Origin of the sequence: Enterobacter sp. CGMCC 5087, assembly GCF_003144775.1 — a bacterium.
Classification (GTDB): domain Bacteria; phylum Pseudomonadota; class Gammaproteobacteria; order Enterobacterales; family Enterobacteriaceae; genus Enterobacter; species Enterobacter cloacae_M.
Genome location: NZ_QFXN01000242.1, coordinates 1 through 11,565, shown reverse-complemented (window position 1 = coordinate 11,565; position 11,565 = coordinate 1). Strand labels below are relative to the sequence as shown.

At 53.7% G+C, this 11,565-nt stretch carries 13 protein-coding genes and 2 pseudogenes; 7 read left to right on the top strand and 8 right to left on the bottom strand.

Annotation, left to right across the window (positions count from 1 at the left end):
* The 3 genes and pseudogenes from DEO48_RS21460 to pspG form a co-directional block, all read left to right on the top strand.
* Positions 1 to 271: pseudogene (locus DEO48_RS21460) on the top strand (conjugal transfer protein); the annotation flags it as partial.
* Between the two features lie 82 nt (positions 272 to 353).
* The gene (gene dusA / locus DEO48_RS21455) at positions 354 to 1,349 is read left to right on the top strand and encodes a tRNA dihydrouridine(20/20a) synthase DusA (RefSeq protein WP_109846238.1); all 996 of its coding nucleotides are present in this window, start codon (positions 354 to 356) and stop codon (positions 1,347 to 1,349) included.
* Positions 1,350 to 1,485: 136 nt separating this feature from the next.
* Positions 1,486 to 1,728: an envelope stress response protein PspG gene (gene pspG, locus DEO48_RS21450; protein ID WP_023310044.1), complete on the top strand. Its 243-nt coding sequence runs from the start codon at positions 1,486 to 1,488 to the stop codon at positions 1,726 to 1,728.
* A gap of 184 nt (positions 1,729 to 1,912) precedes the next feature.
* On the opposite strand, the gene DEO48_RS21445 is transcribed toward pspG, so the two are convergent.
* Positions 1,913 to 2,896, bottom strand: a complete 984-nt coding sequence (locus DEO48_RS21445; protein WP_109846237.1) for a quinone oxidoreductase — start codon at positions 2,894 to 2,896, stop codon at positions 1,913 to 1,915.
* 66 nt (positions 2,897 to 2,962) lie between these two features.
* Between DEO48_RS21445 and dnaB the strand changes: the two genes are divergently transcribed.
* Positions 2,963 to 4,375, top strand: coding sequence for a replicative DNA helicase (dnaB, locus tag DEO48_RS21440; RefSeq protein WP_023310046.1), 1,413 nt, complete (start codon positions 2,963 to 2,965; stop codon positions 4,373 to 4,375).
* A 16-nt stretch (positions 4,376 to 4,391) separates the two neighbouring features.
* The gene (alr, locus tag DEO48_RS21435) at positions 4,392 to 5,471 is read left to right on the top strand and encodes an alanine racemase (protein WP_109846236.1); all 1,080 of its coding nucleotides are present in this window, start codon (positions 4,392 to 4,394) and stop codon (positions 5,469 to 5,471) included.
* Positions 5,472 to 5,522: 51 nt separating this feature from the next.
* Here alr and DEO48_RS21430 read toward each other — a convergent pair whose 3' ends face one another.
* The gene (locus DEO48_RS21430; RefSeq protein ID WP_109846235.1) at positions 5,523 to 6,653 is read right to left on the bottom strand and encodes a hypothetical protein; all 1,131 of its coding nucleotides are present in this window, start codon (positions 6,651 to 6,653) and stop codon (positions 5,523 to 5,525) included.
* A 316-nt stretch (positions 6,654 to 6,969) separates the two neighbouring features.
* On the opposite strand from DEO48_RS21430, the gene DEO48_RS26985 reads away from it, so the two are divergent.
* Positions 6,970 to 7,563 (top strand): response regulator transcription factor, encoded by a 594-nt coding sequence (locus DEO48_RS26985; RefSeq protein ID WP_258306138.1) that lies wholly within the window; start codon positions 6,970 to 6,972, stop codon positions 7,561 to 7,563.
* Positions 7,564 to 7,648: 85 nt separating this feature from the next.
* On the opposite strand, the gene DEO48_RS21420 is transcribed toward DEO48_RS26985, so the two are convergent.
* The 6 genes from DEO48_RS21420 to DEO48_RS21395 all read right to left on the bottom strand — a co-directional run bounded on the left by DEO48_RS21420 (position 7,649) and on the right by DEO48_RS21395 (position 10,588).
* Entirely contained in the window at positions 7,649 to 7,939 is a 291-nt protein-coding gene (locus tag DEO48_RS21420; protein WP_032662594.1) for a hypothetical protein, read from the bottom strand.
* A complete protein-coding gene (locus DEO48_RS21415) occupies positions 7,940 to 8,347 on the bottom strand; it encodes a hypothetical protein (protein ID WP_109846233.1) in 408 nt (135 codons plus the stop codon).
* Positions 8,348 to 8,412: 65 nt separating this feature from the next.
* On the bottom strand, positions 8,413 to 8,895 hold the full coding sequence (locus DEO48_RS21410; RefSeq protein WP_109846232.1) for a ribonuclease domain-containing protein: 483 nt from the start codon (positions 8,893 to 8,895) through the stop codon (positions 8,413 to 8,415).
* A gap of 18 nt (positions 8,896 to 8,913) precedes the next feature.
* The gene (locus DEO48_RS21405; protein ID WP_109846231.1) at positions 8,914 to 9,363 is read right to left on the bottom strand and encodes a lysozyme; all 450 of its coding nucleotides are present in this window, start codon (positions 9,361 to 9,363) and stop codon (positions 8,914 to 8,916) included.
* Positions 9,363 to 9,956, bottom strand: a complete 594-nt coding sequence (locus tag DEO48_RS21400) for a DUF2589 domain-containing protein (RefSeq protein WP_109846230.1) — start codon at positions 9,954 to 9,956, stop codon at positions 9,363 to 9,365. The genes DEO48_RS21405 and DEO48_RS21400 overlap by 1 nt, the downstream gene beginning before the upstream one ends.
* 74 nt (positions 9,957 to 10,030) lie before the next feature.
* Positions 10,031 to 10,588, bottom strand: coding sequence for a DUF2589 domain-containing protein (locus DEO48_RS21395; protein ID WP_063408997.1), 558 nt, complete (start codon positions 10,586 to 10,588; stop codon positions 10,031 to 10,033).
* Positions 10,589 to 10,794: 206 nt separating this feature from the next.
* Between DEO48_RS21395 and tyrB the strand changes: the two are divergent.
* Positions 10,795 to 11,565 (top strand): annotated as a pseudogene (tyrB, locus tag DEO48_RS21390) (aromatic amino acid transaminase); the annotation flags it as partial.

Sequence of the window (11,565 nt, the reverse complement as noted above, 5' to 3'; positions counted from 1 at the left end):
GCCGCTGACCGCCGATGGCGATTTAACCGAAACCAAAGGCTTCAAGAGCGAAGATACGTCGCAGTACATTGGCGTCGGTGCCGAGGTTACGCCGCTCAGCTGGCTGGCGGTGCGTGCGGGTTATCGCGCGGACGTGAAGGGTAACGACAGCAACGTCTTTACCGGTGGTGTCGGTTTCGCACCGTTCAGCACCGTTCATGTTGACCTGATGGGCCTGTACGGCGAGGACGAAACCTGGGGCGCCGGGGCTCAGTTGAGCATGACGTTCTAAAGTCCACCGGAGGCGCTGCGCCTCCGGCTTTTCTTTGTGCTATAGTAGCGCCCCTTTTCCACCAGATGCTTAAAACTTCGCCATGTCGTCAGAATTACAGACCGCTTTCCCTGCACACCGTTTCTCCATTGCGCCGATGCTCGACTGGACGGACAGACACTGCCGCTACTTCCTGCGCCAGCTCTCCCGCCATACGCTGCTGTACACCGAAATGGTGACCACGGGCGCAATCATTCACGGGAAGGGCGACTATCTGGCCTATAGCGAAGAAGAGCATCCGGTTGCCCTGCAGCTGGGCGGCAGCGATCCGGCCGCGCTGGCGCAGTGCGCGAAGCTGGCAGAAGAACGCGGCTACGACGAGATCAACCTTAACGTTGGCTGCCCGTCCGACCGCGTGCAAAACGGTATGTTTGGCGCCTGTCTGATGGGGAATGCGCAACTGGTAGCGGACTGTATCAAGGCGATGCGCGATGTGGTCTCCATTCCGGTCACGGTCAAAACCCGTATCGGCATTGACGACCAGGACAGCTACGAGTTCCTGTGCGACTTTATCAGCACGGTATCCGGGAAAGGCGAATGCGAGATGTTTATCATCCACGCGCGAAAAGCCTGGCTCTCCGGCCTCAGCCCGAAAGAGAACCGTGAGATCCCGCCGCTGGACTATCCGCGCGTATATCAACTGAAGCGTGACTTCCCGCACCTGACGATGTCCATCAACGGTGGCATCAAGTCGCTGGAAGAGGCCAAAGCGCATCTGGAACATGTGGATGGCGTGATGGTCGGGCGCGAGGCGTATCAGAACCCGGGCATTCTGGCGACGGTCGATCGCGAAATCTTTGGCATCGAAGGTGCGGACACCGATCCGATTGCCGTCGTGCGTGCGATGTACCCTTACATTGAGCGCGAGTTGAGCAATGGCACGTATCTCGGCCATATCACCCGCCATATGCTTGGCCTGTTCCAGGGTATTCCGGGCGCGCGCCAGTGGCGCCGCTACCTGAGCGAGAATGCGCATAAAGCCGGAGCCGATATTGAGGTGCTGGAACATGCGCTGCGACTGGTGGCAGACAAGCGATAACTTTCGCTAAAAGTTCGTCAAATTCACCACGCCCTGCGAACGTTCGCGGGGCGTTTTGCTTTAATAACAACAGGTTAATGCTGGCATGATTCTTGTAATGCTTACTGCATTACTCGGGAACTCGTGGGAGAGCACCATGCTGGAACTACTTTTTGTGATTGGCTTTTTTGTCATGCTGTTAGCGACAGGCGTTTCGCTGCTCGGCATTCTGGCGGCTATCGTGGTGGCGACGGTGGTCATGTTTATTGGCGGACTGTTTGCGCTGACGATCAAACTGCTGCCGTGGCTACTGCTGGCCATTGCGGTTGTGTGGGTGATTCGGGCGATTAAAGCGCCAAAAGTGCCCAGTTATCAGCGCAATAACCGCTTCCGTTACTAAGGTATTGAGGGGTTCGTCACATACTTGTAACTTTTCCGGCGGCATGGCTTAGAACAGAATAGGATTTAGTTATCGAATCTGTCACTATGACTGCCGTTAAAGAATTCATCGAGCTGTACCCTACATACAGCCGAACTAAAAAAAGAAAGGGCTTCCCGCGGGAAGCCCAATTTCTTTTTGGGACTCAGGGAATCAACAAGCTCGACCCCTGCGTCGCCCGGCTCTCCAGCACCTCATGCGCGCGCTGCGCATCGGTCAGCGCGAATTTCTGCGCCTCTGCCACATCCACTTTGATGACGCCGCTGGCGATCAGCGAGAACAGCTCGTTGCTGGCTTCCTCAAGTTCTTCCCGGTTGGTGATGTATCCTTGCAGGGAAGGGCGAGTCACATACAGCGAACCTTTCTGATTCAGAATACCGAGGTTAACGCCGGTTACCGCGCCTGACGAATTGCCGAAGCTGACCATCAGACCACGGCGCTGCAGACAGTCCAGCGACGCTTCCCACGTGTCTTTCCCCACCGAGTCATACACCACGCGCACTTTTTTGCCGCTGGTGATCTCCTTCAGCCGCTCAACAATGCTCTCTTCACGATAGTTAATCACCTGCCAGGCGCCCGCCTGCAGCGCGCGCTGCGCTTTTTGTGCATTTCCGACGGTGCCGATCAGCTTCGCGCCCAGTGCCTTTGCCCACTGACAGGCGATGAGCCCGACGCCACCCGCTGCGGCATGGAACAGGAACTGCTCGTCGGGCTTAATTTCATATGTTTTGCGCAGCAGGTAATAAACCGTCAGACCTTTCAGGAACGAGGCCGCCGCCTGCTCAAAAGAGATAGCGTTAGGCAGCAGGGCGGCTTTATCCGCCGGAACGTTGTGAATGGAGCTGTAAGCGCCCAGCGCAGACTGCGCGTACACTACGCGGTCGCCCTCTTTAATATGCTTAACCGCGCTGCCCACTTTGACGACGACACCGGCCGCCTCGGTGCCCAGGCCGCTCGGCATTGACGGCGGCGGGTAGAGACCGCCGCGAATATAGGTGTCGATGTAGTTTATGCCTATGGCTTTGTTTTCAACCTGCACTTCGTTTTCGCCAGGCGCGGTGGGGGTAAACTCCACCGCTTTGAGTACGTCTGGCCCACCGTGTTTCTGGAATTCAATGCGCGTTGCCATGCTCCCTCCGTAAGAAAAATATGGTAATCTTTCGACCCACTCTTTATCTCGGTAACTCCATTCACTATGGCAGGAAACAAACCCTTCAACAAACAGACTGAACCTCGCGAGCGTGATTTCCAGGTCGCAGGGTTAAAGGTCCCGCCGCACTCGATTGAAGCGGAACAGTCGGTGTTGGGCGGTTTAATGCTGGATAACGAGCGCTGGGACGACGTCGCCGAGCGCGTCGTAGCGGAAGATTTCTACACCCGCCCGCACCGCCACATCTTTACTGAAATGGCGCGCCTGCAGGAATCGGGCAGTCCGATCGACCTGATCACGCTCGCGGAATCGCTGGAGCGTCTTGGCCAGCTCGACAGCTGCGGCGGGTTTGCCTATCTGGCGGAACTGTCAAAAAACACGCCTAGTGCGGCGAACATCAGCGCTTATGCCGATATCGTGCGCGAACGAGCCGTCGTTCGCGAGATGATCTCGGTGGCGAATGAGATCGCCGAGGCCGGTTTTGATCCGCAGGGGCGCACCAGCGAAGACCTGCTCGACCTCGCTGAATCCCGTGTCTTTAAAATCGCCGAAAGCCGCGCCAATAAAGACGAAGGCCCAAAAAACATCGCCGATGTCCTCGACGCCACCGTTGCCCGTATTGAACAGCTGTTCCAGCAGCCGCACGACGGTGTGACCGGGGTAAACACCGGCTATGACGATTTGAACAAGAAAACCGCCGGCCTGCAGCCGTCGGATTTGATTATCGTCGCCGCGCGTCCGTCGATGGGTAAAACTACCTTTGCGATGAACCTCGTCGAAAACGCGGCGATGTTGCAGGATAAGCCGGTACTTATCTTCAGCCTTGAGATGCCCTCCGAGCAGATTATGATGCGTTCTCTGGCGTCGCTGTCGCGCGTGGATCAGACCCGCATTCGTACCGGCCAGCTCGATGATGAAGACTGGGCGCGCATCTCCGGCACCATGGGCATTCTGCTGGAAAAACGTAACATCTATATCGATGACTCGTCCGGCCTGACGCCGACGGAAGTGCGCTCCCGCGCGCGCCGTATCGCCCGCGAACACGGTGGCATCGGTCTCATCATGATCGACTACCTTCAGCTGATGCGCGTCCCGTCGCTTTCCGACAACCGTACGCTTGAAATTGCGGAGATTTCCCGCTCGCTCAAGGCGCTAGCCAAAGAGCTGCACGTACCGGTAGTCGCGCTGTCGCAGCTGAACCGCTCTCTGGAACAACGCGCCGACAAGCGCCCGGTCAACTCTGACCTGCGTGAGTCCGGCTCCATCGAGCAGGATGCCGACTTAATCATGTTCATCTACCGTGATGAGGTTTATCACGAGAACAGCGACCTGAAAGGGATCGCCGAAATTATTATTGGTAAACAACGTAACGGCCCAATCGGGACGGTGCGTCTGACCTTTAACGGACAGTGGTCGCGTTTCGACAACTATGCCGGTCCTCAATATGATGATGAGTAATTTCTAAGGAATTCAAATGCAAGCGGCAACTGTTGTTATTAACCGCCGCGCTCTGCGACACAACCTGCAACGTCTGCGTGAACTGGCGCCTGCCAGCAAGCTCGTTGCAGTCGTGAAAGCGAACGCTTACGGACACGGTCTTCTTGAGACCGCGCGAACGCTCCCCGATGCCGACGCCTTTGGCGTCGCCCGTCTTGAAGAAGCCCTCCGCCTGCGCGCGGGCGGTATTACTCAACCCATACTGCTCCTCGAAGGATTTTTCGAAGCCAGCGATCTGCCGACCATTGCTGACCAGCATCTGCACACGGCGGTACATAACGAAGAACAGCTAACCGCACTCGAAACCGCCGAACTGAGCGAGCCGGTGACCGTCTGGATGAAGCTCGACACGGGCATGCACCGTCTGGGCGTGCGTCCGGAAAGCGCGGAAGCGTTTTATCAGCGTTTATGCCGGTGCAAAAACGTGCGCCAGCCGGTGAATATCGTCAGCCACTTCGCCCGCGCCGATGAGCCCGAGTGCGGAGCGACCGAGCGGCAGCTAGATATCTTTAACACCTTCTGCGAAGGCAAGCCGGGTATGCGCTCGATTGCGGCATCCGGCGGTATTCTGCTGTGGCCGCAGTCGCATTTCGACTGGGCGCGACCGGGCATTATTCTCTACGGCGTGTCGCCGCTGGAGAACAAACCCTGGGGGCCGGACTTTGGCTTCCAGCCGGTCATGTCGCTGGTCTCTAACCTGATTGCCGTGCGTGACCATAAAGCGGGCGAGCCGGTGGGCTACGGCGGTACCTGGACCAGCGAGCGTGATACCCGTCTCGGCGTGGTGGCGATGGGCTATGGTGACGGCTATCCGCGCGCCGCGCCTTCGGGCACGCCGGTTCTGGTCAACGGTCGCGAGGTGAAGATTGTTGGCCGCGTGGCGATGGACATGATTTGTGTCGATCTGGGGCCTGAAGCCCAGGATAAGCCCGGCGACGATGTCGTGATGTGGGGCGAAGGTCTGCCCGTTGAACGCATTGCTGAAATTACGAAAGTGAGTGCTTACGAACTTATCACGCGCCTGACGTCAAGGGTGGTGATGAAGTACATCGACTGAGACTCGCATAGAGTAGTCCAACGGCATAAGCTGCCGTTGGACGCGTAACTCTTATTTCAACACGTTATAGATCGCCTGATTAGTCAAATAATCCGACGCGAGCCCTGACTCCGGACTGAAGCGCGAACCCTGGATGGACGAGAAACGTTTTCCAGTGCTGCCCTGCGAGACATAGCGCTCCCCTCCATCGTTTTCCGAAATGGTGTACACCGTTTTTTGCATCTCGGCGAATAGCGGAGCGTTACGCTGAATGGACTGGTGCAATTCCAGCAGCTGCACTCCATCCAGATTGAGCTTTTTATCCAGCTTGACGCCCCATCTTTGCAGACAAACTTCTGCAAAATGACGCACGATCGTGCCGGGCTCATGGACCACTTTTTCCCCGCTATTCCCATTGGCCGAAGCATTCCCCACCAGCGTAGCGTGGCGACCAGACATGGGATAAATATGGACTTTTGTCGTGCTATCGGTCTGTGGAATGACGCACGAGAAACCTTTTGATCGCTCATGTCTGGCATAGAAAGCCACATACTCCTTAACGTTGCTGCCCAGAGTGACTTTGTCCGCCTGGAAATTACCCATACCCGGAACCGGATCGACCACAAAAATATTCACCGGAATCGTCGTTAAAAGGGGATCGGCAAGCATTGCATTGGCAAGCATATGACAGCTAATTCCGCCCCGGCTCCACCCAACAAGGTTCACCTGAGTGGGTAGGATCTGACCCTGACGGAAGGTTTTGATGATTTGCTGCTGCAGCGCCTGCTGTGTCACTTTACGATCGCCATAGTCATATTTGCGCCACCAAAAGGAACCGGTAACCTCAACGTCCTGAATCGGCACGCCCGCCTTTTTAAGCTGCTCATAGTTTTCTTTTGTGAGCTTCTCACGCTGCCAGTCAACGTGGCCTTTGATAATATTAATCGCATGCTGAACATTCTCATTCCAGCCGCTGCCCAGAAGCTGGGCGCGAAGCTGAGAATATTCTCCGCTTTTGACCCAAAGCTCATCGCTTTGTAGATTGCCGCTCCCCGGGCCATCAAGAATGACCCATTCGGCGAACTCTTTACCCTTGTTATTGGCTGCCAGAGAAGAGATGAGCTCGCCGTTCCAGTAATTAACATGAGACTCATCAAATTTATTAGATCCAGTACCACAGAAATACACTGTTAGTATTGTCATAAATGACCTCATTGAAATATTAATATGTAGGTGGATGGCACGCGTGCAGTTAAATAATATGTGTCAGCAATTTTTCGGGGAATATGCTATTAAGCCCAGGCTATTTTTGATAACGATAAGATCGTTCTTAATTAAACATCGCTATGTTTAATGTGTAGTACTGCTTAACTTTTGCTTTGGGTATATGACGTTTGCCTTATGCCGAATGCTGTTTTTACAGTTTTGTAATAGCACGCATACTTAATTTCGGAATAAGTTGGTTGAATAACTTAAGAAAATAGATTTCACACGGGGTTATGCTACGATGAATATATTAATGATCGATGAGTTACCGATCTTCATTCACGGTATGAAAACAGAGCTGGAACGCGTAATGCCGGAATGCACTGTTTTTGCAGCGAACAATTTTGAAGATGCACACGCAATTTTAACCTCTATGCTGGTCGGCATTATTTTGCTGGATGGTGAAATGAAGTGCCGTGATTTTATCACTAATTTGATGACAAACTGGCCTGAGCTACCGATCGTGGTGATGTTACGAAAAACGACGGATAAGATATTCAACTTCTACATCCGCCAAAGCATTAAGGGCATTTTTACCAAGGATCTCCCTGCCGAGAAAATCAGCCAGATACTTTGCATGGTTTCCTCGGGAGTGGTCTGTTTTCCGGAACAAGCCGTGGTCCAGCGAGAACAACCCACTGGTGGTTTGCCAATCTACTCCCTGAGTCGTCGACAGAAGGAAGTTCTTAAGCTGCTGGCGAATGGAGGAACAAATAAGCAGATCAGCCGGCAATTGAATATCAGTGCAGGTACGGTCAAAGTACATCTTGAATCCATCTTTCACCGATTACAGGTCAACAATCGGACACAGGCCGCAATGCTCTATTTTAAATATATGTCTAATTAGTCGATTTCCAGCAAAGCGAAGGGCTGCAGTCAAAATGCGTTAAGTGAAAAGCGCAACAGACAGACCTCTGTTGCGCTTTGTTTTTTTAACGGTACTGAGATTTGAAATAATATATCACCACCACCAGCGTTCCGAAGTCCTGCAATAGCCAGAATGGAAAGCTGTCACTCAGTATATCAGCACCGGTAAGAATAAATTTCATGTTTAAGCTGCTCTCACCAAAAAAACCAAAGGCGAGGGCGGCTAAGCCAATTTTACACATTACCGGCAGGGCATGGACTCTTCGGCTATAGGCGGCAAACAAAATCAGCAGCGATGTTATCAGGTCGACGAAGATAATAAAGGGAAGCACCCAGCCATTCATTATATTAAGCATTTATTCTCCATCGGGTTTGTTGTTGGTTAAATCAGGCGGAGGAAGTGATTCATGTCTGACTTTACTTTTGATGACGCTTGCAACATCAAAAATATCGCGTTGTTCATGCCGGCGAAAAAAGTTTGCCAGCCAGACGATCAGGCCATTACTCATTGCCCCGAGGATATACCCTAAACCAAGCGTGATATCGGCCTGATTAAGGTCTATCTTTAACCAGCGGGCTGCTAATCCACCTAATGCGACGGCCGCGCCCATGCTGATTCCACCAAAAATAATGCCTGCCATAAATCGGCTGTGCTGGTGCAATCGCTGCGGTTGCCAGAAAAACGAGATACTGACGCCGCCAAATAAACCTGAAAAAGCCAGCAAGGCTTCACTGATGAGGGTCGGGAGATAGATGTCAGACATATGTTCATCCTCTGCAAGGATAAATCCCCTCGGAAAAGGGGATTTATTATCGTAACGGGCGCTTATTATTGGCAGGGATCCAGCTCAACAATATGCTGATACTTATCGGTCGTAATAAAGCGCTGCTGCCCTGACAGGCTGTAAATCAGACGCTTGGGAGAGCGATACCCCTTCACGACATCGACATCCGCGCTAAGCCAGGGCTGACTGACAGGAAGAGCGCGATGGCTGTATTTATCGCCACCGATCCATTTTTGATTGGTGGGTTTAAGACCCCAAAGCGATTCGCTTTCACTTCCCGACCAGCCGAGGCGTTTAGCCTCATCCGAGGTAATATAGCGGTCGGGCAGGCGCCCAAAATTTTTTATATGACGAAGCGTTGTAGCCAGATCGGTCACGTTATTGACGGGCACCATACCCTGAGAAGATAAAAAGGCGTTGGCTTCCTTTATTTCCTCTTCGCAGGTTGGCATGGCGGCAGTTGCCTGTAACACGTTGAATAACGAAACAGACAGTACGGCCATTTTCACTATGGATAGTGGTTTCATTGTAATTTTCCTGTTGAATTAACTAAGAAATAGCTTCATTTCCGCCTCGCGGCGTCGGGTAAGCCCGGTCAAAACCTTACCGCCTGCCTTATTCCAGCTTTTGAACTGCAGTGCGGCGCCCTGGATATCGCCTGCGTTGAATTTTTTGAGCAGCGTGGATTTCTTAAAATTGCCCACGCCAAGGTTGAAGGCGAACGAAACCAGCGCGTCGAATTGGTTCTGTGTCGAAGCGTTGTTCAGCAGTTTTTTCACGCCGTCCTCGGTGCGTTTCAGATCTTTGCGCAGCAGATCTTTGGCTTCGCCGGTGGTAATTTTGGTGAGCTTTTCCATCTCCTCTTTGAGGATCAAATGGCCGTAGCCGATGGTCCATAAACCTACGGCATCGCGATAACGCTCCAGCCTCAGCCCTTCAAACTGGCAAATAAGCTGAATGCCCCTGTCACCTGTACGTTCTGGTTGTTTTTGCATTACGGAGTCTCCTCTGCTTTCGGGCGGGGAATCACCTTGTTGGTGTATTCGTCAATCAAACGCATGACGCTTTCCGGTGGCTCAAGTGCGGTAAATTGCATCTCTACATCGACGTGGCGGCTGTCACGCCCGCCTTTGTTATCGCTGGAAGGCGAAAGGCTGACGTGAAAGCGGCCAAATTCGTTTTCACCGGACTGGCGGGAAGGCGCCTGCATGCCTTCCGTGCGGATCGTCAGGTTGACCTTCATCTTTTCCAGCATCAGCCCGCGCGGTGTCGAAAGCGCGACTAAGGGCAGGTCAAAGTAGTGCTTTTCATCCAGCGCCAGCTGTACCGTGCGTGGAATTAACGAACCGTCTTCTGCGGGTTCGAAAAAGGGATCCAGCGCCTTCATATACTGCTGAGCAATCAGTTCGTTGGCCGCAGTGGCCGCGTACTGCATCCCGCGCGTGATATCTTCAAGCGAGATCGGCACGCCGGGAATATCGGCTGGAGGCGTGTTTTCCTGTGTCGGCGGCGTGCCTTCATCCTCTTTGCCCGTCTTGTTTTCCGGCTCCTCATCCTTGCCGCCGCGCAGCCATTTTTTAAAAGACATATTTCGCTCCTGGAAAAGGGCTACCCGGGTAGCCCCTGCGTTACGGAATCGCACGTATGTCGCGGCGTGGAAGATTATTGCGCGGCGACAGGCTTGGTTTTGGCGTTGGTCAGGTAATCAATCACGCGCTGCAGAGCTTCAGGTGGCTCCTGGCGTTTAATCTGGGTATGAATGGAATATTTCGCGCGTGTATCGGTCGAACGGGTCTGCTCCGATTTGTGGGAGACCTTGCCGGTCATTTTCGCTTTGAAAACGCCCCAGCCGATGGATGCTTCCACGGAAGCCTCCGCTTCGGTGCTGCTGGAACTGGCTTCGCTCTGGCTCACTTCAAGCTCAAAGTCGATGGTGCCGTCCTCGATGCAGATGATGGGGTGGGTGACCGCCGCCAGGAGCGGAATACTCATCTTGCGGGTCACGCTGCCTTTATTGACCCCCTGTTCGTCTACCACGGTTTCGTCGTAGTCAAACTCGATCGCGACAGCTTTGCCGTCTTTAATACAGACGGAGAGCAGGAAGTCGGTATAGGACTTGCTCGCCTGGACCTGTGCTTTGATCATCGCCTGCAGCGGACCGCCGATCATATGTTCCAGCGGCAGGGCGTTAATTACTGAACCAATAAATTGTGAATCCATGATGTGAACTCCTTGAATCAGTGAATGCGCGGTTGCGCAGGAGCCACATTACGGAAAGCGAGAAGGGGAAAATATTGGGTAAATGGCATGGCGAGAGGACGCAAAAAACCTATGCCGATCGCAGGATAATCTTCAGGGGTGGTGTTGAGTGATATTCCGGTTTATTGTTGAAATCCCTGCCTCATCGAATTCCGGAGAACCATCGCGTGTTTCAGAAAGTTGACGCCTATGCCGGCGACCCTATCCTCTCCTTAATGGAGCGTTTCAAAGAAGATCCTCGCAGCGACAAAGTGAACCTCAGCATCGGTCTGTATTACAACGAGGATGGCATCATTCCTCAATTAAAAGCCGTTGCCGAAGCCGAAGCGCGTCTGAACGCTGTTCCACACGGTGCTTCTCTTTATCTGCCGATGGAAGGGTTAAAAGCCTACCGCAACACCATCGCTCCGCTGTTATTCGGTGCCGATCACGCGGTGCTCGCGCAAAAACGCGTGGCGACCATCCAGACGCTGGGCGGCTCGGGTGCGCTGAAAGTGGGTGCAGACTTCCTGAAAAAATACTTCCCGGATTCAGGCGTGTGGGTCAGTGACCCGACGTGGGAAAACCACGTTGCGATCTTCGAGGGCGCAGGTTTCAAAGTGGCGACCTATCCGTGGTTCGACAGCGAAACGAACGGCGTGCGCGTTGAAGCGCTGCTGGAAAAACTGAACACGCTGCCGGCGCGCAGCATTGTGCTGCTGCACCCATGCTGCCATAACCCGACCGGGGCGGATCTCACCAACGCCCAGTGGGATGCGGTGATTGAGGTCCTGAAGGCCCGCGACCTGATTCCGTTCCTCGACATTGCCTACCAGGGCTTTGGCGCGGGCATGGAAGAAGATGCTTACGCCATCCGCGCCGTGGCCAGCGCAGGTCTGCCAGCGCTGGTCAGCAACTCCTTCTCTAAAATCTTCTCCCTGTACGGTGAACGCGTTGGC

Coding starts and splice junctions, on each gene's coding strand:
- DEO48_RS26985 (WP_258306138.1), top strand. CDS start 6,970: ATGATCGATGAGTTACCGATCTTCATTCACGGTATGAAAACAGAGCTG.
- DEO48_RS21420 (WP_032662594.1), bottom strand. CDS start 7,939: ATGCTTAATATAATGAATGGCTGGGTGCTTCCCTTTATTATCTTCGTC.
- dnaB (WP_023310046.1), top strand. CDS start 2,963: ATGGCAGGAAACAAACCCTTCAACAAACAGACTGAACCTCGCGAGCGT.
- DEO48_RS21445 (WP_109846237.1), bottom strand. CDS start 2,896: ATGGCAACGCGCATTGAATTCCAGAAACACGGTGGGCCAGACGTACTC.
- pspG (WP_023310044.1), top strand. CDS start 1,486: ATGCTGGAACTACTTTTTGTGATTGGCTTTTTTGTCATGCTGTTAGCG.
- DEO48_RS21415 (WP_109846233.1), bottom strand. CDS start 8,347: ATGTCTGACATCTATCTCCCGACCCTCATCAGTGAAGCCTTGCTGGCT.
- DEO48_RS21395 (WP_063408997.1), bottom strand. CDS start 10,588: ATGGATTCACAATTTATTGGTTCAGTAATTAACGCCCTGCCGCTGGAA.
- DEO48_RS21405 (WP_109846231.1), bottom strand. CDS start 9,363: ATGCAAAAACAACCAGAACGTACAGGTGACAGGGGCATTCAGCTTATT.
- DEO48_RS21400 (WP_109846230.1), bottom strand. CDS start 9,956: ATGTCTTTTAAAAAATGGCTGCGCGGCGGCAAGGATGAGGAGCCGGAA.
- dusA (WP_109846238.1), top strand. CDS start 354: ATGTCGTCAGAATTACAGACCGCTTTCCCTGCACACCGTTTCTCCATT.
- DEO48_RS21430 (WP_109846235.1), bottom strand. CDS start 6,653: ATGACAATACTAACAGTGTATTTCTGTGGTACTGGATCTAATAAATTT.
- DEO48_RS21410 (WP_109846232.1), bottom strand. CDS start 8,895: ATGAAACCACTATCCATAGTGAAAATGGCCGTACTGTCTGTTTCGTTA.
- alr (WP_109846236.1), top strand. CDS start 4,392: ATGCAAGCGGCAACTGTTGTTATTAACCGCCGCGCTCTGCGACACAAC.